Raw genomic sequence first — 20,890 nt, 5'->3', positions numbered from 1 at the left:
CCGAAGAATCGCCCCTTAGGCCATTCACAGAATCATGAATGTCTGTGCTGCCGTAACGCATAGGCCAGCACCACAACAAAGCATACCAGCGGCAAACTATAAGCCACGGCAGTACTCACGTTGTCAGAAATCAGCCCCATGAAGTAAGGCATAATCGCGCCGCCAACAATCGCCATGATCATAAACGAGCTGGCTTGCTTAGTCGCCTGGCCGAGGTTTTTAACGCCCATGGCAAAGATGGTTGGGAACATGGTGGACATAAAGAAGAAGATAGCGATCAGCGCAACCACCGAGACATCGCCAGCGCCCAGCATCACCACGGCGCACAGCACGATATTGATGAGCGCGTAAGCCGCCAGCATCGCGGCCGGTTTCACCCTGCCCAACAGCCAGGTTGAGAAGAAACGCCCCAACATAAAGCAGATCATCGCGACCGAAAGCATATAAGCCGCGCTTTGGTTGGTCACACCTTGCCAGTGCTCAGTGGCGTAGTTAATAAAGAAGGCGCCCACCCCAACCTGGGCGGCAACATAGAAGAACTGCGCAACCACGCCGCCGACAAAATGTTTTTGCTGCCATAACGTGGCGCCAGGCTGCAATGCATGTTCACTGGCGGCCTCGCGAATATCCGGCAACGCGGTGCGTTTAAATAACAGCGCAATGGCGATGACCACAAAGGCAATGATCACATACGTCATTTTGACGCTATCCTGCGCCGCATCCTGGCTGGCTTGAGTAAAGAACAGCGAACCGCCAATCATCGGCCCAACAAACTGTCCCAGACCGTTAAACGATTGCGCCAGATTGAGACGACGCTCCGCGCCATTCGGATCGCCCAGCACGGTAGCATACGGGTTAGCGGCGGTTTCCAGGCAACCAAGCCCGCAAGCCAGCACGAACAGCGCGAACAGAAATACCGAGAAGTTATTGACCATCGCTGCTGGCACAAACAACAGTGCGCCGATGGCGTACAACGCTAATCCCGCCAATATTCCGGCCTTATAGCCATGACGCCGCATAAAATAGCCGGCCGGTAGCGCGACAATAAAATAGGCACCGAAATAGGCCGCCTGCAATAATCCCGATTGAGCTTTGGTGACGTTTAACGTTTCCTGAAAGTGTTTATTCAATACATCCAGCAGGCCGTATGACACGCCCCACATGAAAAACAGGGTGGTAATCAGCATGAACGCCCAGCGCAGGCTAATAGTCCCCCTGACGCCCATAGTTTCAGGCGTCTCGACGCGTTGTGTAGACATGGTTATATCCTCGTAGGGTACAGTCGGTAAGTGTTGTTATTGGTCCTGCAAAGAGAATATTCGCGCCATCGCCACCCATTTTTCCCCTTCGGGTGTCCAGGGCGTTGGCTGTTGGAACTGCCACATCAGCGCTTCCCAGCGCTGAATATGCGGATCCTGTTCAGAGGCCTGAGCAAAATCCTGTGGGTTAAACCGATCGTTTACCTCCATCACCATAAAAAGTCGGGTGCCAAGCCGGTATATCTCCATATTCACTATGCCGTGCTGGCGCAAATGCTGCGCCACTTCCGGCCAGATGCGCTGATGCAGGCGCTGGTATTCGGCGACTTTTTCCGCCTCATCCACCAAATCCAGCGCCAGACAATAACGCTCGATTGCGCCACTCATAATAGCGCCCGATCGAGGTGCAGATAGCCGCCATCGACGCTCAGCCACTCGCCGGTAGTGTGCGACGCGCGCGGCGACAGCAAAAAGACCACCGTGTTAGCGATTTCTTCCGGCGTGGTCATGCGTTGGCCGAGCGGAATACGCTGGGTAATTTTTTCCAGTTCGCCTTGCGGATCGGCAAAGGTGCCAATCCAGCGTTCGTATAGCGGCGTCATCACTTCGGCGGGAACCACGGCGTTGACCCGCACGCCGCTCTGACGCAGTGACACCGCCCATTCGCGCGTCAACGCTAGAATCGCCCCTTTCGCCGCGCAATAGCCGCTGGTGCCGCCCTGCCCGCTCAACGCGGTTTTTGACGCAATATTGACGATCGATCCACGGCTGATTTCCAGCGCGCGCTGACAAAAATGCGTCATCTGGTAATAGTGGATCAGGTTCTTTTCTAGCGAGCTGACAAACGCGCTGCGTCCCGCTTCCAGCCCGACACCATCGTTGACACCCGCGTTATTCACCAGCCCGTCGATGCGGCCAAACTGCTGCTGTACACTCTCAACCGCGCGAAGACAATTCTGCTCATCGCAAAGGTCGGCCAGCAGCACTTCTGTTTGCGGTTGCAGCTCGCGCAGACCGGCCAGCCACATCTCATCGGGCTGCGCGTTGCTGACAATGACCGGAATAGCCCCCTCCTCCGCCAGCAGACGGGAGATGGCGGCACCAATGCCCGATCCGCCACCGGTGACGATAATCACTTTATCCTGCAAAAACAGATTCATTATTCTCTCCTGTCAGGCTGTAAACCTGCGAGGCCGTATTGCCCCAAATGGCGGCCTGTTCGTCAGCGGACAACTCAGCTATTGCGTCCTGAATCAGCTGCGCCACTGCGTGATACTCCGCGGCCAGCAGGCAAACTGGCCAGTCTGAACCAAACATCAGGCGCTGCGGGCCGAAACGCGCCAGCGCCTCGTCAATAAAGGGCCGCAGCTGCGCGCTGTGCCATTGGCCGTGCGCGACCTCGGTCACGAGCCCGGACAATTTGCAGACCACATGCGGCATCGCGGCCAGTTCCGCGACCTGCTCGCCCCACGTCTTCGCGCCGCGCGTAATATCCGGTTTACCAAGGTGATCAAGTACCAGCCAGTGACGATCGTGCTGCGCGGCAAAGCGCGTGGCGTCCGCCAGATGTCGCCAGGTCACCAGCATTTCCCACACGTAATCACGCTGCTGCAGTTGACTGATGCCATTTGCCACGCGCGATTGCTGCAACCATGCGGCGGGATCAGGCTCATCCTGCACCTGATGACGAAAACCCCGCAGCAGCGGATGTTGCATTGCCGCTAGCTGCTCTGCCAGATCCGCGGCGGTGACATCGATCCAACCAACCACCTGCGTTGCCGGTTGCTGCTGCGCCCACTGCAACAGTTGTTGCGTTTCCGCCACGCACTGCCGCGCCTGGACCGCAATCGAGCCCTGCAACTGATGGTGCGCCAGCTGCGGTGCCAGATCCTCCGGTAAATAGTCCTGTTGCAGCCGCTTCATGGATTCATCGATCCACAGATAGCGCGCCGCATCATAGCGCCAGAAATGCTGATGAGCGTCGATTCGCACTTCAGCCTCCCTGCGCGTGGTAGCGGTATTGCTCGCGCGAAGCGGGATACATTTCGATGGAGAAGCCCGGCGCGGTAGGCGGCATATACGCCGCGCCGCGAATCTCGCATGGATTGAGGAAATGTTCGTGCAGATGGTCGACATACTCGATCACGCGGCCTTCGTGGCTGCCAGCAATACAAACAAAGTCGATCATTGAAAGATGCTGAACGTATTCGCACAGGCCAACGCCGCCAGCATGTGGGCAGACCGGCAGCTGGTATTTCGCCGCCATCAACATCACCGCCAGCACTTCATTAACGCCACCGAGACGACAGGCGTCAATCTGCACGACGTCAATGGCTTCACGCATAATCAGCTGCTTAAAGATGATGCGGTTCTGGCACATTTCACCGGTTGCAACCTTCACCGGCGCTACGCCCTGGCGAATCTTGCGATGCCCTTCGATATCGTCCGGGCTAGTGGGTTCTTCAATAAACCACGGTTGCGCAAATGCCAGCTGCTGCACCCAATTTACCGCGTCATTCACTTCCCAAACCTGGTTGGCATCGATCATTAACTGGCGATCCGGCCCCAGCACTTCGCGTGCAATGCGCACGCGGCGAATATCATCGTCGAGATCGCGTCCGACTTTCAGTTTGATGTGGGAGAATCCGGCGTCGACAGCCTGCTGGCACAGACGGCGCAGTTTGTCGTCATCGTAGCCAAGCCAGCCGGCCGATGTGGTGTAGCAAGGGTAGCCATGTTGCTCAAGCTGGCGAATGCGCTCCGCTTTGCCCGCATGCTGCGCCGTGAGTAACGAAAGTGCCTCGTCCGGCGTGATGCAGTCGGTGAGATAGCGGAAATCGATGCAGCGTACCAGCTCCTGCGGCGACATATCCGCCACCAGCCGCCACAGTGGCTTTTCTTCTGATTTCGCCCACAAATCCCACACCGCGTTAACCACCGCGCCGGTGGCCAGATGAATGGCGCCTTTGTCTGGGCCGATCCAGCGTAACTGGCTATCACTGGTAATGTCGCGCCAGAATTGCCCCATATCGGCGGTAATCGACTCCAACTGGCGACCAACAATTAAGTGTTCCAATGCGCGTATCGCCGCACAGCAAATTTCATTACCGCGTCCAATGGTGAAGGTGAGACCGTGGCCGCTAATCGCCACATTATCCGTTTCAATAATGACGTAAGCGGCTGAATAATCTGGGTCTGGATTCATCGCATCTGAACCATCGAGATGTTCGGAGGTCGGAAAACGGATATCTTCTACGCGCAGTGCGGTAAGCCTGGTCATTCTTCGCTGCCCTCGGTGATTTGACGCTGCTCGCCAAGCCCGGCGATGCCTAACCTGATGACCTGCCCCGGACGTAAATAGACCGGCGGTTTCTGCCCCATGCCGACGCCCGGCGGTGTGCCGGTAGAGATGATGTCGCCCGGCTGCAAGCTCATAAAACGGCTAAGGTAACTAATGATATGCGCAACCGAAAAGACCATGGTGCGGGTATTACCGTTTTGATAGCGCTTGCCATCAACCTCCAGCCACAGATCGAGTTGCTGCGGATCGGCGATTTCATCCGCGGTCACCAGCCAGGGGCCAATTGGGCCAAAGGTGTCGCAGCCTTTGCCTTTGTCCCATGTGCCGCCGCGTTCAATCTGGTATTCACGTTCTGAGACGTCGTTAACCACGCAATAGCCCGCGACATGTGACAGCGCATCCTCTTCGGCGATATAGCTGCCGCCTTTGCCGATTACCACGCCCAGTTCCACTTCCCAGTCGGTTTTTACCGAGCCACGAGGAATGCGCACCGCGTCATTTGGCCCGACGATCGCGCTGGTCCATTTGCCAAACACCACTGGCTCTTGCGGGATTTCAGCACCGGTCTCTGCGGCGTGATCGGCATAGTTCAGGCCAATACAGATAAACTTGCCAACACGTCCAACACAGGCACCAATGCGCGGCTGTCCGCTGATTTTGGGCAATTCGCTGAGTGGCAGCTGGCGTAGCCTCTCCAACTCGGAGGGCAGCAGTGCATCGCCTGCGATGTCATCGATAAAATGCGACAAATCGCGCAGTTCGCCCTGTTCATCCACCATTGCCGGACGCTCTTTACCCGGCTCGCCCACACGTAATAATTTCATTCTTCCCCTCCTGTTAGTTACTCCAGCCGCCATCGATGATCTGTGCGGTACCGGTGGTATATGCGCTGGCATCGGACGCCAGATAGGCCGCCAGATAAGCGATCTCCTCGGTGGTACCGATACGCCCAATAGGCTGACGCGCAACAAAGGCGCGATAAACTTCCGCTTCGCTGCGACCTTCTGCCTCAGCCTGCGCGGCAATGCGCTGGCGCAGCGAAGGCGAATCGATGGTGCCGGGGCAGATGGCGTTGCAACGGATCCCTTCACCTATGTAATCCGCCGCTACCGAGCGCGTCAGACCAATTACCGCGGCCTTGGTGGCGCTATAGGCAAAGCGATTGACCACGCCTTTTACGCTTGATGCCACAGATGACATGTTGATAATCGATCCCTGCTGCTGTTGCAGCATCGCGGGAAGAAACGCCTGAATCATGCGAAACATTGCCGTGACGTTAAGATCGAGCGCGAACTGCCACTCCTTTTCGCTGCACGCCAGCAGGCTGCCGCTATGCACAACACCTGCACAGTTGAAAAGCACATCAAGCGTGCCCAGCTCCTGCGCCGCCGCGCTAATCGCCTGACGATCGGTAACATCCAGTTGATAAGCGCGGATACCGGGTAAATTTTGTAGCGCTGTAAGGTTTATATCGCTGGCGATAACATCTGCGCCCTGCTGAGCAAAGTAGCGCGCACTGGCCAACCCGATGCCCTGCCCGGCGGCGGTGATTAACACGCGTTTTCCGGATAAATTCATTGCATTTCCTCTGGTCCAAAGATCTAATGGTCAGGCCATTAAAAGTAAGTTTTTACCGCTTGAGTTAGCAAAATAACCCTGGCTACTTTTTCGCTGACGCATTACGTTTTATTGACAATTGCGTAACATTGACAAGTGCCCTGATGATTATTTGTGCATCTGATCACTTAAAATATTTAAACAGGTAGCAGTGCGATGCCGATAAAAAAGATGGAAAACCCCAGGCTTTACAGACAAATAGCTGATCAACTGATCAAGTTGATCGACAACAACGAATTTCCTCCCGGCAGTCGCTTGCCAGCGGAACGTGAATTGGCCGAGCAGCTGCAGGTGAGTCGTGCATCAGTGCGTGAAGCGTTGATCGCACTGGAAGTCATTGGGCTGGTGGATGTTAAAGTCGGCAACGGTGTGATTGTAAAAGCGCGTTCCAGTATGCAGGAGCCGGTAATGGTGCAGGCCGGACGCGATCAGTGGATGGAACCGGACGATGAACTGGGTATCAACCTGGATTTTTCCACCGAGTTGCCGCCATTCTCCTTGCTGCAAGCGCGCCGCCTGATCGAGCCAGAGGCCGCAGCGCTAGCCGCGGTGCATGCCAGTGAACAGGAACTGGCGCTGATCCGCGCGGCGTACCAACAAAACTGCGAGGATAACCGCGCGCAATCACGCACCCATCCCGGCGACCGCCTGTTCCATATCCGCATTGCTCAGGCGAGCGGCAATCCTGCCTATGGCTTTATCATCGGCCACCTGCTCGGTCATCGCTATGGCAGCATGTTCCGCATGTTACAGGCGCACTATACGCCCAGCGATATGCCGTCGGATTCGGAATCTGAGCACATGGCGATTCTCTCGGCGCTTGAAAAACGTGATGGTAAGGCAGCGAGAAGCGCAATGAAGAAACATATCGACCGGGTAATTGCGACATTTGAGCGGGTGCAGGAGTAAAAATGTTTGAATTGAAAACAGAAGAAACGGGAGAGTTTTAGCGTTGATGTCCGCTTGGTGCCAGGAGGGGACGTTAAAAAATTATATAGATACAGTTAATTTATAAGTTAAAATAGCCGTGCACGGTAAGGCTGTTATCATCTCTTGGTAGATACAAAAATATAATCATGAATAAAATTTATCATTTCGAAAGTAAATATAAAAAATGGTCCATTACAGCCGTGGTATGCATTATTATGGGCGGATGGTTCTGGTATATGTTGTGGGCATCAAGTATCTCCCATAATACCATTTTAAAAAAATCGGTACCTGAATGGACAACGTATATTTCTTTTGGTGTATTGATTGGAAGCTTCTCTTTTATTCACGCTTTTTATTTTCGCACTATTAACAAAACAATAAAGTATCTTTGTAATGCATTCTTTGGCGGTTTTTGCCTGGGATTTGTATTGAGTTTACACTTTTACGATGTCTATGTTTATCTCTTCCCAGACAAAACAATTGGCTATAAATCTGAATATGAGGTTGTCTTCCCAGGACCATCGAGGGGCAAGCATGGGCATTGTGAAGCAGGTATCTGGTTAAAAGATCAAAACACCTCCAGATGGATACAGCTTTGTACAAATAAAGAATTTCTACGCAGCCACCGTAAGCAAGGAATGACAGGAGTATGGGTATCAGCTCGTGTTAATAAAATTGGAACTTACATCGTGAAATACGAATTTATTTATATATAAATGAAATAATCTGAATGTATTACAATCGCTAAGGTCGCCATTTTTCTGTGTCTGTGAAAATAAATAATAGCCAACGTCCTCTTCTCGCTCATAGCGGACCATCCCCTCCAGCGACCACTTAGTGTCAGCAAGAAAGCTGCTAACAACATTTATTTTGAACCAATGGAGAGCAGGCCGCATTTTCTTTGCCCTATTTAAATGTTCCAACATCCAGAATAGATAAATTTCACACCTGTTTTCGATTAACATTACCCTTTATTTCAGTCCCAGTTTGACTGCCAGCCGATGAAGATTACCCGGATCCAATTCCAGTTTTCTAGCCGCCTTAGCCCACACCCGATCGCAGCTTTCATAGGCCTGTTTAATGTAGCCGTACTGAAATTCACGCGTCGCCTCGTTGAGGTTCATCACTGGCGAGATTAGCAACGTTTTGATCGGCTCTGCCTGAACGGTCCCGCTATCCTGCAGTTGAAAATGTTGCGGAAGCAGAATGACTTCGCCGTTGCGTGATTCGGTCTGCGCGATGATTACGGCACGATATATGGCATGTTCCAGCTCGCGCACATTTCCCGGCCAGCTTGCGGCTTGCAGCATAGCGCGGCAGCCAGCACTTAACGCAACGCTCAACAGGCCAAATTTCACCCGACACTTTTCACAGAAATAGCCCGCCAGCAGCACGATATCGTCACGACGTTCATTCAGCGACGGAACGAACAGCGGGAAGACGCTAAGGCGATGATAAAGATCAGCCCTGAATTTACCATCGGTCACCGCCTTGCGCATATCGAGGTTAGTTGCGGCGATAATGCGCACATCAACGGTAAGCGGCTTATCTTCGCCCACCCGCTGCAGGTCGCCGTACTGCAGCACGCGTAGCAGCTTGGCCTGCAGCGAAAGCGGCAACTCTCCAATCTCATCAAGAAACAGCGTCCCTTTATCCGCCAATTCGAATTTGCCCGGCCGATCGTGAATGGCGCCGGTGAACGCCCCTTTGATGTGGCCAAACAGCTCGCTCTCCGCCACGCTTTCCGGTAGGGCTGCACAATTCAGATAAACCAGCGGCCTCGCTGCGCGATGAGAATGTTGGTGAAGGGCCTGAGCAACCAACTCTTTACCGGTGCCGGTTTCGCCCATGATCAACACGCTGAGATCGGAGGGAGCAACCACCCCAATCTGTTGTTTGAGGTGGGTTAACGCCGTCGAATCACCAATGATCTCCACCTCTTCACTCTCTTCACGTCGGTGTGGTGGCGGTGTAAAGGATGAGGCGGGTTTTTCTAAACGTTCCATTAGCAAGGCATTATTCAGCGCACCCGTCGTCAGGCTCGCCAGCACCCGTAACTCTTCATCGCTGTAATCATCAAATTGAGTGGCGTTAATGCCATCTAGCGTCAGGGCGCCGATCAGCGTTTGCCCGACAAAAAGTGGCATACCGACGCAGGCGTGGACGTGTAAATCGCCTTGGTCGGGAATCAATCCATCATAGGGATCGGGTAAATCACTGTCGGCGGGAAAGCGCACCACATCGCCAGCCCGCGCGATGGCCTCAAGCCGTGGATGAGCATCAAGATTGAATCGCCGCCCCATCACATCCGGTGCCAGACCCGCGGTGGCCAGCGGACGAAACTGCTGATTCTCGTAACGTAATAGCGCGGTGGCGTCACAGTTTAGCGCGCCGTGGATGCAGTTAATCATCCGCATAAACCGGTCGCGGCCATGCACTCCATTTTGGATATCAACAGCCAGTGCCGCCAGCGTCTGAACAGAAAGAGTCATATTGTCACCTGCACATGAATTGTCTCAAAGACAAGCAAAGACATTGTATTTAACACAACATGAAATTATCCATTTGATTAAAATCAACGTGTTATGTAATGGCACGGAATATGCCTTATCAGATTAGATAATGTAGCTCAGGAGTATCACCGTGTCAGAACAACTAAACAGTCAGGCGCTTAGCGCACAGCAAATTGCATCGGCCGCTGATGCCCTGCGTTGGGCAGCATTTGGTAGTGGCAGCCGCGGGCTAGTGTTCACGTATCGACAAACGTCCCCGGAACGCCTGCATTTTGAAACCGAATATGCCGGACGAAAAGCATGGGTCGATTTGGATATCCCTTACACCCCTCTTTCACTCATCGTCGCTGGTGCGCTGCTGTTGCAACAGCTGAATACTTATGTCGGATAACACCATGAATCATTTAAATGAAGTCATCAGAACGGTTGATGACACCATTCGCAATAATGTCATTCACGATATGAATGGGCTGCTGTGCGAACTCAGCGACGACCATCAGCTCACTCGCGAAGAGCGCTTCACCCAACAGCAGCGTCTGCGCGTGGCGGTTTTTAAACACAGTAGCGAGAAAGAAGAACTCGCCGAGCAGCGCCGTAACTGGCTCACGCAGGGCGGCATCATCTGTTAACAGGAGGCCCAACATGGCTCATATCATCCCTCAACATTTTGCACACACTCGCTCAACGCCTTTCTGGGATAGAAAGAGTGTGCCGCAAGCGCTCTTGACCCATCACAACACGAAAAAAGGCGTTTATGGCAGGCTTTCAGTTATGCGCGGTGCAGTGAAATATTATGGTTTTGCTGGTGAACACCAGACAGCACACGAAATGGAAATCACCATTATCGCCGGGCAGTTTGGCATCAGCCCACCGCAGTACTGGCACCATATTGAGTTATTAAGTGATGACACTTATTTCAATATTGATTTTTTTGCTGACCCAGACGTTGCTTTAGAGGGCAACGGATTTGAGCGCGAAGTTCATATTCCAGAATCGTCCAGGTAAAAACATTACTAACCCGCTGCGGCGGGTTTTTTTATGCCTGATGCATTGTCATTAATACATCCACATGTCAGTCACACAACATTATTTATTGTATTTTAAACAAATAAAAATCTGTAATTATTTATAAATCAATGAGATAAATTTTGGCACGTCTGATGCAATAACGAGTGTGAAACCACTTTACGCTAACAGGGCATCAAATGAATATTCACGTAAAAAACAACATTTTTTGGGTCGGCAAACGTGACTGGGAAGTTGAGCACTTTCACGGCAAAGAGTACAAGATGCAGCGTGGCACCAGCTATAACAGCTATCTTATTCGCGAAGCCAGGAACGTCCTGATCGATACGGTTGATCTGAAATTCCGTACTGATTTTGTTAAGAATCTGGCAGAAGAAATCGATCTGAAAAAAATCGATGCCATCGTAATTAACCATGCAGAAGAAGACCATTCAGGCGCACTCGCCGAACTGCTGGCGCTGATTCCAAACACGCCGATTTACTGCACCGCTAACGGCGTTGATTCCATCAATGGTCATCACCACCATCCCGAATGGAATTTTAACGTGGTTAAAACCGGTGATTCGCTCGATCTCGGCAACGGCAAAAAACTGATCTTTGTTGAAACCCCGATGTTGCACTGGCCAGACAGCATGATGACTTACATGACAGAGGACGCCGTGCTGTTCAGTAATGATGCCTTCGGCCAGCATTACTGCGATGAACATCTGTTTAACGATGAAGTTGACCAACATGAACTGTTTGATCAATGCCAGCGCTATTTCTCCAATATCCTGACGCCTTTTGCGCGTCTGGTTACCCCAAAAATCAATGAGATACTCGGCTTTAATCTGCCGGTCAGCATGATTGCGACTTCGCATGGCGTGGTGTGGCGCGATAAACCCACCCAGATTGTAGAGCTGTACCTGCAATGGGCTGCGGATTATCAGGAAGATCGCATCACCCTGTTCTACGACGCCATGTCTAATAACACCCGCATGATGGCGGATGCGATCGCCGAAGGTATCCGCGAAACCGATCCGCGCGTTGCCGTGAAGGTTTACAACGTCTCCACCCACGACAAAAACGAAATCATCACCTCCTGCTTCCGTTCCAAGGGCATTTTGGTCGGTTCCTCCACCATGAACAATGTGATGATGCCGAAGGTGGCGGGTATGCTGGAAGAGATTACCGGCCTGAAATTCCGCAATAAACGCGCCTCCGCGTTCGGTTCTTATGGCTGGACCGGCGGAGCGGTGGATCGCGTTGCCACTCGCCTGCAGGATGCCGGTTTTGATATGACGATTGCGCTCAAAACCAAGTGGCGTCCCGACCTCTCCGCGCTGGAAGAGTGCCGCGAGCATGGCCGCAAAATCGCCCGTGAATGGGCGCTCTCGCCGCTGCCGGTAGCCATCGTCGCAGCGAATACCACCGCTGCGGTTATGGCAGCTTCCACATCCATAAACCAGGAGGGCGTCGGTGTGGTAGAAGCGGGTGAGGACATCGGACAGAAAATGATTTGTACGGTTTGTCAGTGGGTTTATGACCCGGCCGAGGGCGAACCAAACCAGGATGTCCTACCCGGAACCGCATGGGAAGCCGTGCCAGACGATTTCTTATGCCCTGGATGCGCGCTGGGTAAATCCGTGTTTGATCCTTACGAGGGCTGAGTCCATGTCAGCAGACATTGTGATTGTTGGCTCAGGCTTCGCCGCCCGCCAGCTGGTCAAAAACATCCGGCATCTGGATAAACATGTGCCGATTCGCATCATTGCGGCCGATAGCTGTGATGAATACAACAAGCCCGAACTCAGTCATGTTTTCAGTATGGGTTATCGCGCTGAGGCACTCACTCGACAAACCGCAGCAGAGTGGGCGGAAAACCAGAACATCATGCTGCATCCTTTTACCACGGTTTCGCGCATTGATACGGCAGCAAAGGTTATCAGAACTCCCGCTGGCGATTACGTCTATGGCAAACTGGTGCTTGCTACTGGTGCCGAGGCCATCGTTCCGGCGATAGAGGGCAGTGATCTGATCTTCACGCTGAACAGTCAGCAGGAATACCGCCGCTATGACAACGCGCTGATAGATGCGCATCGAATATTGATGGTCGGCGGGGGTCTCATCGGCACAGAACTCGCGATGGATTTTAACCGTGCAGGTAAAGCAGTAACGGTAATAGACCGCAGTAACGGGCTTCTATCGGCGCTGTTACCGCCGGAAATCAGTGCTCGTCTGCAAAACCGTTTGATGAACAACGGGGTAGAGTTTCTCTTCAGGCATGAACTCACCAAAATCTCACGGCATGATGATTTACTGGAGGCAACGTTCAGTAACGGACAGCGGAGGATTTTTAACGCCGTGGTCTGTGCCATTGGCTTACGCCCTAATCTTACGCTGGCGCAGAGTGCGGGAATCGAAACACGTCGTGGAATTGTGGTTGATGACACTCTCGTCACCTCGGCTACCGATGTCTACGCCCTGGGTGATTGTGCAGAGATTCAGGGAAAACTGATGCCCTATCTGCAGCCCGCTACCCTTGCGGCAATGACGCTTGCTAAAAACCTTATCGGTCACGACGCCAAACTGATGCTGCCAGCCATGTTGATTAAGGTTAAAACGCCGGATATGCCGCTTCACCTGGCGGGCGATCCCGCGAACGCAGCTTATCACTGGGATATGGCGTTATCCCCGTCAGGCATTATTGCTCAAGGCCGTGATGAAGACGGGGCATTACGGGCATTTGTTGTCAGCGAAGAGCATATGAAGCTGGCATTCAGTATGTTGAAGGACATCAAACTGTCGGGCACATCTTAACCCAAGCATGTTATTAACAGACGATCGGACGCATTTAAGTTCGCTAATTGAAGCGGCGATGGTCCTTGCATCAACCAGGCCGGTAATCCACCGGCCATTGCTTCCAACTCAATATTAAAGGATGTGGCACAATGAATATGCCTGAAGCCCCAGCAGTAACCAATATTACCTTGCATAACCCCTCCTCTTGCACCTGTGGGAGAATTATTTGGTTAACCATGCACTGTGATTCCTTCGCCATGAATATGGGAACATGTGACGTTGATGCACGCATTGATGCAAGTATTGGAATGATTTCTCAGCGTAAAACGTTCCCACCTGAAATGCTCAAGGAGGCCGTTGCGGCGATATTTTGGGAGATGTGGAATGCGTGGAAGCCAGCAGAAGGCATAAAGGTTATGGCTGAATAATAAACAACACCTAAGCCGCATTTTTAATAATTTTCGATCAGTGCCAGTAGTGGACATCGATGAATGTTACCGTGGATTGAACGCCGCGAAATTTCTCTCAGTTTTGGCGTTATCAAAAAACAGACTGTGCCTTGCCGTTGTTCAGGCCTTCCGCCGTTATGCCTCTGACAAAACCAGTAATCTGAACAATCGTTGTATAATGCGCGTCCCTTGCTTCACAGCTTTTAGGGGCTGGCGGGTGCATCCTTGCACGTCACGCCTTTTTATCATCCATGGTTCGGTGGGTTCTTGTGCTCAACACGGCCATTCAGAGAATGATGAATTGTCGGTCATTCAATCCCTGGCTTTAGCTGTTGTAAAACTTACTCATCAGCTTCGGTTAAGCCAGCAAATATCCAACAAGAACTCCACTACCAGGGCTGACGACCATGGCTGCCAAAAAAACCACCCGTCGGCCCATCTGATTCCGTTAATGCCATTTTTATGGCCGTAATGGCTCCCTCATCTGGCGTCAGAAAACCCGTATTGCCATTTAAATCGGTCTGCACATGGCCGGGTTCAACGGCATTGACTTTAATACCCATAGGTTCGAGTTCTTTCGCGAATGAAACGGTAACAGCGTTCAGAGCAACCTTTGAAGAGGTGTAACCTAGCAGGTTTACGCTTGAATATATTGAAGTCGGATCGGTAATTAGCGTTAAGGATCCTACGCCGCTGCCCATCATGACAATCCGCGCATTGCTGGACGCTTTAAGCAGAGGTAGGAAAGCCTGTGTTACCCGAATCGGGCCAAATAGATTAACTTCATACACCGCTTTCAGATCCTCAATACTGACCTGGCTTGGGGGGATATTAATATCATTGATGATGCCGGCATTATTAATAAGGACATCAAGTGATGCGACTTTACGCGAGAGTTCATTAACGGCATTGGCCACGCTTGCTTCATTCGAGACATCCAGTTCAAGTAATCTGACGTCAAGACCTTCCTGGATTAAGCGTTCAACGGCTTCTTCACCCCGCCTGCGGTCGCGCGCGCCCATCCAGACGGTCATACCTGCCCTTGCCAGACCTTTGACGATTGCAAAACCAATACCTTTATTGCCTCCGGTAACGAGAGCGTTCTTTTTAGTGTCCACTACGCCTCCTCAGCCTGTGAACGGGCGGCAGAGTTGCCAACATGGAACTGAAGATTACCCATCAAGCGCGGAACAACGTTGCGGGATGTAAAGCGCCACTGGCCGTCATGTTTCTCAAAACTGTCGAAATAGCGCCCAGTACAAATTGGCTGCAATGAAAATCCATCCAACTCCTGATGAACGGTGAAATAGCTGATGCTCGTTGCTGTATCACCGGCCGGCGAGATGTCTATCAGTGCATTTGAAACGTTATGCGACGTCCGGGGCGTTCCGTCTTCATGGCGCTGAACGCCATGGATCAGAAATTGTTCAACCTCTTCGCGGCCCTGTGCAGTATCACTTAAAACGATAAATTCGGAATGCTTGAACAACTCAGCGTTTTCAGCAAATTTCCCATCATCCAGATTGTGGACATAGATAGCCAGCAAACGCTGGATTTGTAATTCATCGATATAATTTTGAATATTTTCAACTTTGTTAAAGTTAGTCATGATTAGAACTCCTCAGGATAGGATTAAATTCCACATTCTTTTAAAAGCGAACGGGTATAATTAACTTTATTTGATAACAGACTCAGAAAGCGTGAAAACGACAACTTCAGCCCAGCAGTGCAGCAAATGTATTGCTCACATTAAATGATGAAGAACGTCACTCGGCAGATGAGATATAATTGTTAGCCTCTTCGCTACATTAAAAATATTAGATCTGCGATGCACCGCCATCAGAAAATATTTCCGCGCCATTGATATAGGCGGCATCCTCACTGGCAAGGAAAGCAACCGCTTTTGCAATTTCGCTTATCTTCCCAATGCGCCCGATTGGGCTGCGGTCTCTTAACGATTGCAAAATTACGTCCACAGGCTGTGGCAGGAAGTCGCGTAAAGACTGCGTATCAACCGGGCCCGGACTGAGAACATTTATGCGAACGCCTGAACCTTTAATATCCAGTATCCAGCTACGTACCATTGCGCGTAATGCGGCCTTGGTACCGCCATAAATACTCATCCCCTCCCCGGGATTAATTGAGGCCGTCGATCCTGTAATAACAATGCTGCTACCGGGTTTCATCAGCGGTAAGGCTTTCTGCACGGTAAATGTAATACCTCTTACGTTGGTGGTGAACTGACGATCAAACTTCTCGGGAGTAATTTGCCCGAGTGGTTCAATTTCTCCCATGCCTGCATTAGCGATTAAAATATCAATACGACCAAATCGGGATTTAATCTGCTCATAAAATGTATCCAGATCGGGGAGGCTTGAAACATCCAGCTGAACCTGACTCGCATCAGGGCCTAAAGTACTGACTGCCGACTCAAGTTTATTTTTATTTCGGCCAGTAATGATTACGGTTGCACCGCGTGCGGCAAACTCTTGCGCGATACCCAGACCGATGCCGGATGACGCACCGGTTACAACTGCGATTTTGTTCTGGAATGACTGAGGCATGGTGATGTTTCCTTTCTGGTAGTGATTGATCATGTAGTGATCACTACATATAAAGAGATTCATTCACAAGCTTTATTTTAATGGATATTTATAAATCTATTAAATTCAATCATATAAATTTAACCTTTGATGCTTTGTCATTTAGCGTTTACTATATAAATAGTATTCAGGAGGTGAGATGACGCAGGTAAACAGGCAGCGACGCCCTGCTTTTAATCGCGAGGCTGGTGTGGCCATCGCACAGGCGCTATTTCATGAACATGGCTATGACGCAGTGAGCATTGCTGACCTGACTCAGGCGTTGAACATTAAGCCACCCAGTTTTTATGCTGCGTATGGCAGTAAGGTGGGTTTATATGAGAGGACACTGGAACGTTACGCACAGGAGAGCGCGCTTCCTCTACATAAACTTTTATCACCCGAGAAATCTGTTGCGGAAGGTGTGGAAGCTTTGCTTACAGCAGCAGCCAGACAATACGGGCGTCATACACATCAGCGTGGTTGTTTGGTTACTGAGGGCATGCGCGCTGATGATAAAGATGCCCGGGAAGTCGCCTGTAAGATAGCTCAGCCAGGAACTACAGCCATTCATAACTGGCTTATGGCTAAGTGTCCTCAATCAGCTGAATGCCTTACAGACTTTATTGTGGTGACACTGAAAGGTTTATCTTCTGCGGCCTATCAGGGCATGTCTCAACGCAGACTAATAGCAACAGCAAAAATGTCTTCTCAGGTTGTTTCTGCACATGCTAAATAGTATTGAGCTTTTGGGTCGCAAAAATTAATCCGTTCGTTCAAAAGGCTCTATTATAATTTTAAAATTACATTTCCCCTGATTATTCATCACCTATAGTGGTAAGGGGATAACTTATAAATCGTTATTGAAAAAAGAGCGCCTCTTTTTCTCTCACAGCCGCCTTGAAGACCGTACGTAATGCCCGCTGAGCCAACAACGGACATTACAAATGATTAGGCTATGCTGAATATATTGCGTGCTGACCTGATGTGCAGCAGCAGCATCTATTGATTTAAAAATGACTCTACCGTGTGGGAAAACCGTTCTGGCTGATCCAGCATAATAAAGTGAAAACTGTTATCGATCCGTGTGAAATGGATATCTGGCGCAGAAGCATAGGCCTGACGGTACATCGCATCCACGCTGGCGGCAGGAATCCCGAATAAGGTGTCATACGCGTACACGACCTCAATCGGCGCGTTAATGCGGCCAAGCTCGGGCCGCAGATCGGTAATCATTAATTCATACACGGCATCCGCCACTGTTTTGCGATCAGAATTAATCCCCGCAGTCACCAAAGCTGGCCTCACCGCCACGGTCTTAGCCAGACGGGCTATGGATGCTTTCTGAAACTCTACCATTTGCTCCGGCGACTGCCCCAATAGCCAATCCCGCGTAGCAGTAGCATGTGGGACAGCAGTATCGCGGGTCGCCGCAGGGTCAATCATCAGCGTATAGAACGGCAAAGCATCAACGATCATCAAACGACCGACCAGGTCGGGATGGCGGGTCGCCAGCATTATTGCTATTTCTCCCCCAAGAGAATGGCCTATGACCACCGGTGCGTTGATGTGCTGGGTTTGGATGTAATCAGCGATGGCGTCAACTGCCGGCGCGATGACCTTACCGTCAGGGTTGGAAATGGCAGGCGTACTTGCAAAGCCCGCAAGTTCTATAAGATGAATGCGGTGGCTCTTATGTAAACCTGATGCTAAATCGGCCCAAACTTCGCGAGACGACGCCAGCCCCGGAATTAATATGGCATCCGGTCCTGCCCCTTGCGTCTGTACAGAGATACGCTGCGAGTTTGGATGCTCTGAAGGTATGGACACAGGCTGTGTTGAGGATGCTGATACTAAGACTGACATCAGTAAAAGTGTTCCTCCGATCGCGGCGCGAATATTTGGGGTCGGCATGAGTTTAGTCCTTGTTATTTAATCCCTAATGAATCGGGGCAAGCTGACAGAAAGGTTTTTCATAAAAGATAAAATCATTAAGGGATGGATACAAAGACTTTGGCATGTGCAAGGTACAGTTCTGCGCTGCCAGAATAAACGCTAGTTGGCTTTTCACTCATAGAGGAGCTGCCTTGCAATGTCCGCATCATACCAAAAGCGGATGTTAACAAGGGGATGTCATAATTATCTGTTAATAGCTCATCCTCCTTTGCGTAGTCCTTTAAGTAGCGACTGCGTCGCACCAGAAGCGTTTCCGGATAACGAACACACCAACCCAAATTCCCGGTATATAGACGGTGTCAACGGCACCACGCACAGGCCGCGCAGTTCCTCCGGCAGGGCTGATTCAGGTACAAGGGCGACTCCCATGCCTTCACCGACCAGCTTACAGGCGCTGATCCAATCGCGTACTGTCACGCGTATGTCAGAGAGTTGCAAGCCTGCCTTTTCCATCAGGCTTTTTCCATTAACCACACATCCGCCTGTCGCCAAAATAAAGGGCTGGTCTGCAAGCTCCTTAAGCGTAATGCCATAAGTCCTTGCATGACGAGCCTGTAGATTACTGCCATGCAGTACCGCCACCCAGGCATCCTGTCCTAATACAACCTCTGCACGACCGGGTACGGGATTCATTACCACGCCCAGTTCAACGGTGTCTGCTGCCAGCCACTCCTCTACTTCCTCATCCGTACCTTCAAGGATTACCACTTCAATACCTGGATGCAGGCGCTTAAAGTTCCGCAGCAGTCCGGGCAACAATGTTGAAGTCACTGATGGAAAACTGGCCAGCCGAATGCGCCCGCTAGTTAACCCCCGGCTCTCGTCAGCCAGCACGCGGATTGCGCTCAGCTGCGCAAGCATGTTTCTTGCGTGTTCGATAACCGGCTCACCCAGCGCGGTGACACCGATATAGCGTCGCTCACGCGTAAATAACGGGAATCCCAGTGAAGCCTCTAATTGGGCAATAGCCTGGCTGGCACCAGACTGGGTCATTCCTATCTCCACGGCGGCGCGCGAGATATTACAGGTATCCGCCACAGCCACTATTAGTCGCCAATGTAAGAGATTCATCATGATTATCAGTAGCTCAGCTAATAGTAATTTTTTATATCATTAATTTTACAGGGTGATGCTCGTAAATTACAGTGCGTTCAGGATCGCGCAGGACGTTGCCTGACGGCTTTTCAATTGAAACGGAGAAAAAATGAAACTCTACTACGCCCCGGATACCTGTTCGTTGTCACCACACATTGTGCTGCGCGAACTGGAGTTAGAATTTGAATTAGTCAAAGTAGACAACAGAAGCAAACTCACCACTGACGGACGCGATTTCCGGACCATTAACCCTAATGGGTATGTGGCTGCACTTGAACTGGATGATGGGCAGATACTGACTGAAGGTCCGGCCATTGTGCAGTACCTTGCTGATATTAAACCGGAGAAGGGTCTGGCACCGCGAGCAGACACCTGGGCTCGGGTGCGTCTGCAGGAATGGCTGAACTTTATCACCAGTGAAATACACGCCGGTTCGGCACCGTTGTTCAACCGCATGCTATCTGAAGACATCAAAGCAATTTTTCGTGAGAAGTTATTCCGTCAGTTCGATTTCCTCCAGAGGACTCTCAGCGAAACAACCTACCTGACGGGTCCTTCCTTTAGTGTTGCTGATGCTTACCTCTTCACTGTGCTGGGTTGGTGTAGATTGTTCTCCATCGAGCTGAATCGCTGGCCGGCGTTATCGGCGTATAGGGACATTATCAATGCGCGTCCTGCTGTGCAGGCCGCATTACTAGCTGAAGCGCAATAAGGTCGTCAGCCACTCAATGTTGGAGTGGCTGCAAACTGGAAATACGGCTTCTCGCTCAAAGCGGACATTATTTAGCGTCGGTATTGTGCCAAAAGCGGACGTTGGCACTTTATTCAATATACTGGCTGAAGCGTAAGAGGTAGCCATCTGGATCCTGTACGAGAAACTCCCTTTGGCAGGCCGTCGTTTCTCCTATGTTATAGTGTTTGTCGCGTAGCTCCCTGTACAACTTGAAGCCATTGGCCCGGACACGAGCAAGCACCGACTCGACATCTTCTACTTCTATCTGAAAATTAATGCCGCGACCCAGCGGTCTGACGAGTTCAGCCGTATTCCATCCTTCCGGATTATATTTCTCAAGCATCAGTTGTGCTTCGCCGAGACTGACGTAGGCAAAATCTGGCTCATTACGCCTTATCATGATGTTGAAACCAAGCACGTCAACATAGAAGTGCAGGGAGACAGTAAAATCCATTACGGTCAGTTCGGGAACCATGCGATTCCAGTAGGGTGCTTTCAGCTCAGTCATTGCTCAACTCCATTTTTTAACTGACGTAGCATATATCAGATGGCTTGAAGAAGGTTCAAGTCCATGAACTCAGCGACACAAATGTCAGATGCATTGTGTTAATGTCAGTTGTTCGCTCAAAGCAGACCTAATTTGCAACA

The 20,890-nt window shown here is 51.1% G+C and carries 24 protein-coding genes; 10 read left to right on the top strand and 14 right to left on the bottom strand.

All coding sequences use genetic code 11. The features are described 5' to 3' along the window. Window positions 1–32 precede the first annotated feature (32 nt). Genes fucP through AC6I8K_RS19250 form a run of 7 tightly spaced genes read right to left on the bottom strand, consistent with a single transcriptional unit; the run spans window position 33 to window position 6,138 of the window. The gene (fucP, locus tag AC6I8K_RS19280) at window positions 33–1,259 is read right to left on the bottom strand and encodes an L-fucose:H+ symporter permease (protein ID WP_497827316.1); all 1,227 of its coding nucleotides are present in this window, start codon (window positions 1,257–1,259) and stop codon (window positions 33–35) included. Between the two features lie 36 nt (window positions 1,260–1,295). Beyond that, window positions 1,296–1,646, bottom strand: a complete 351-nt coding sequence (locus AC6I8K_RS19275) for an L-rhamnose mutarotase (RefSeq protein ID WP_497827315.1) — start codon at window positions 1,644–1,646, stop codon at window positions 1,296–1,298. Next, complete coding sequence (locus tag AC6I8K_RS19270) at window positions 1,643–2,419, bottom strand: L-fucose dehydrogenase (RefSeq protein ID WP_064741450.1); 777 nt, start codon at window positions 2,417–2,419, stop codon at window positions 1,643–1,645. Before AC6I8K_RS19270 ends, AC6I8K_RS19275 begins: the two co-directional genes overlap by 4 nt. Then, on the bottom strand, window positions 2,397–3,251 hold the full coding sequence (locus AC6I8K_RS19265) for an amidohydrolase family protein (protein WP_497827314.1): 855 nt from the start codon (window positions 3,249–3,251) through the stop codon (window positions 2,397–2,399). The genes AC6I8K_RS19270 and AC6I8K_RS19265 overlap by 23 nt, the downstream gene beginning before the upstream one ends. A gap of 1 nt (window position 3,252) precedes the next feature. Further along, the gene (locus AC6I8K_RS19260) at window positions 3,253–4,539 is read right to left on the bottom strand and encodes an L-fuconate dehydratase (protein ID WP_497827313.1); all 1,287 of its coding nucleotides are present in this window, start codon (window positions 4,537–4,539) and stop codon (window positions 3,253–3,255) included. Beyond that, a complete protein-coding gene (locus AC6I8K_RS19255; protein WP_064741447.1) occupies window positions 4,536–5,384 on the bottom strand; it encodes a fumarylacetoacetate hydrolase family protein in 849 nt (282 codons plus the stop codon). Before AC6I8K_RS19255 ends, AC6I8K_RS19260 begins: the two co-directional genes overlap by 4 nt. A gap of 13 nt (window positions 5,385–5,397) precedes the next feature. Continuing rightward, window positions 5,398–6,138: an SDR family oxidoreductase gene (locus AC6I8K_RS19250; RefSeq protein ID WP_064741446.1), complete on the bottom strand. Its 741-nt coding sequence runs from the start codon at window positions 6,136–6,138 to the stop codon at window positions 5,398–5,400. A 195-nt stretch (window positions 6,139–6,333) separates the two neighbouring features. Between AC6I8K_RS19250 and AC6I8K_RS19245 the strand changes: the two genes are divergently transcribed. After that, entirely contained in the window at window positions 6,334–7,086 is a 753-nt protein-coding gene (locus AC6I8K_RS19245; protein WP_497827312.1) for a FadR/GntR family transcriptional regulator, read from the top strand. Window positions 7,087–7,253: 167 nt separating this feature from the next. After that, entirely contained in the window at window positions 7,254–7,823 is a 570-nt protein-coding gene (locus AC6I8K_RS19240) for a hypothetical protein (RefSeq protein WP_497827311.1), read from the top strand. 255 nt (window positions 7,824–8,078) lie between these two features. Here the strand turns inward: AC6I8K_RS19240 and norR are convergent, their stop codons facing one another. After that, on the bottom strand, window positions 8,079–9,599 hold the full coding sequence (norR, locus tag AC6I8K_RS19235; protein WP_497827310.1) for a nitric oxide reductase transcriptional regulator NorR: 1,521 nt from the start codon (window positions 9,597–9,599) through the stop codon (window positions 8,079–8,081). A gap of 151 nt (window positions 9,600–9,750) precedes the next feature. Between norR and AC6I8K_RS19230 the strand changes: the two genes are divergently transcribed. The 6 genes from AC6I8K_RS19230 (at window position 9,751) to AC6I8K_RS19205 (ending at window position 13,855) form a co-directional block, all read left to right on the top strand. Further along, window positions 9,751–10,011 (top strand): hypothetical protein, encoded by a 261-nt coding sequence (locus AC6I8K_RS19230; RefSeq protein ID WP_483818081.1) that lies wholly within the window; start codon window positions 9,751–9,753, stop codon window positions 10,009–10,011. Window positions 10,012–10,015: 4 nt separating this feature from the next. Further along, complete coding sequence (locus tag AC6I8K_RS19225) at window positions 10,016–10,249, top strand: DUF2526 family protein (RefSeq protein WP_483818082.1); 234 nt, start codon at window positions 10,016–10,018, stop codon at window positions 10,247–10,249. Window positions 10,250–10,262: 13 nt separating this feature from the next. Further along, the gene (locus tag AC6I8K_RS19220; protein WP_483818083.1) at window positions 10,263–10,625 is read left to right on the top strand and encodes a TehB family protein; all 363 of its coding nucleotides are present in this window, start codon (window positions 10,263–10,265) and stop codon (window positions 10,623–10,625) included. 200 nt (window positions 10,626–10,825) lie between these two features. Beyond that, complete coding sequence (norV, locus tag AC6I8K_RS19215) at window positions 10,826–12,295, top strand: anaerobic nitric oxide reductase flavorubredoxin (protein ID WP_497827309.1); 1,470 nt, start codon at window positions 10,826–10,828, stop codon at window positions 12,293–12,295. Between the two features lie 4 nt (window positions 12,296–12,299). Beyond that, a complete protein-coding gene (norW, locus tag AC6I8K_RS19210; RefSeq protein ID WP_497827308.1) occupies window positions 12,300–13,445 on the top strand; it encodes an NADH:flavorubredoxin reductase NorW in 1,146 nt (381 codons plus the stop codon). A 131-nt stretch (window positions 13,446–13,576) separates the two neighbouring features. Beyond that, window positions 13,577–13,855: a hypothetical protein gene (locus AC6I8K_RS19205; protein ID WP_497827307.1), complete on the top strand. Its 279-nt coding sequence runs from the start codon at window positions 13,577–13,579 to the stop codon at window positions 13,853–13,855. A 410-nt stretch (window positions 13,856–14,265) separates the two neighbouring features. On the opposite strand, the gene AC6I8K_RS19200 is transcribed toward AC6I8K_RS19205, so the two are convergent. The 3 genes from AC6I8K_RS19200 to AC6I8K_RS19190 all read right to left on the bottom strand — a co-directional run bounded on the left by AC6I8K_RS19200 (window position 14,266) and on the right by AC6I8K_RS19190 (window position 16,440). Continuing rightward, complete coding sequence (locus tag AC6I8K_RS19200) at window positions 14,266–14,994, bottom strand: SDR family oxidoreductase (RefSeq protein WP_483818087.1); 729 nt, start codon at window positions 14,992–14,994, stop codon at window positions 14,266–14,268. Further along, on the bottom strand, window positions 14,994–15,485 hold the full coding sequence (locus AC6I8K_RS19195) for a nuclear transport factor 2 family protein (protein ID WP_483818088.1): 492 nt from the start codon (window positions 15,483–15,485) through the stop codon (window positions 14,994–14,996). Before AC6I8K_RS19195 ends, AC6I8K_RS19200 begins: the two co-directional genes overlap by 1 nt. Window positions 15,486–15,693: 208 nt before the next feature. After that, on the bottom strand, window positions 15,694–16,440 hold the full coding sequence (locus AC6I8K_RS19190) for an SDR family NAD(P)-dependent oxidoreductase (protein ID WP_497827659.1): 747 nt from the start codon (window positions 16,438–16,440) through the stop codon (window positions 15,694–15,696). A gap of 178 nt (window positions 16,441–16,618) precedes the next feature. On the opposite strand from AC6I8K_RS19190, the gene AC6I8K_RS19185 reads away from it, so the two are divergent. Further along, on the top strand, window positions 16,619–17,197 hold the full coding sequence (locus tag AC6I8K_RS19185; protein WP_497827306.1) for a TetR/AcrR family transcriptional regulator: 579 nt from the start codon (window positions 16,619–16,621) through the stop codon (window positions 17,195–17,197). A 263-nt stretch (window positions 17,198–17,460) separates the two neighbouring features. Here the strand turns inward: AC6I8K_RS19185 and AC6I8K_RS19180 are convergent, their stop codons facing one another. Both AC6I8K_RS19180 and AC6I8K_RS19175 read right to left on the bottom strand, forming a co-directional pair. Continuing rightward, window positions 17,461–18,372 carry an alpha/beta fold hydrolase gene (locus AC6I8K_RS19180; protein ID WP_497827305.1) on the bottom strand — a complete coding sequence of 304 codons (912 nt, stop codon included), beginning with the start codon at window positions 18,370–18,372 and terminating at the stop codon, window positions 17,461–17,463. A 240-nt stretch (window positions 18,373–18,612) separates the two neighbouring features. Then, window positions 18,613–19,488, bottom strand: a complete 876-nt coding sequence (locus AC6I8K_RS19175; protein WP_497827304.1) for a LysR family transcriptional regulator — start codon at window positions 19,486–19,488, stop codon at window positions 18,613–18,615. A 130-nt stretch (window positions 19,489–19,618) separates the two neighbouring features. On the opposite strand from AC6I8K_RS19175, the gene gstA reads away from it, so the two are divergent. Continuing rightward, window positions 19,619–20,221 carry a glutathione transferase GstA gene (gene gstA, locus AC6I8K_RS19170; RefSeq protein ID WP_497827303.1) on the top strand — a complete coding sequence of 201 codons (603 nt, stop codon included), beginning with the start codon at window positions 19,619–19,621 and terminating at the stop codon, window positions 20,219–20,221. 109 nt (window positions 20,222–20,330) lie between these two features. On the opposite strand, the gene AC6I8K_RS19165 is transcribed toward gstA, so the two are convergent. Further along, complete coding sequence (locus AC6I8K_RS19165; protein WP_483818093.1) at window positions 20,331–20,750, bottom strand: bleomycin resistance protein; 420 nt, start codon at window positions 20,748–20,750, stop codon at window positions 20,331–20,333. Between the last annotated feature and the right edge of the window lie 140 nt (window positions 20,751–20,890).

This window comes from Pantoea sp. X-Soil-ISGK-421 (genome assembly GCF_059730785.1).
The sequence above is the reverse complement of the archived record's forward strand: the minus strand, read 5'-3'. Positions and strand labels throughout refer to the sequence as shown.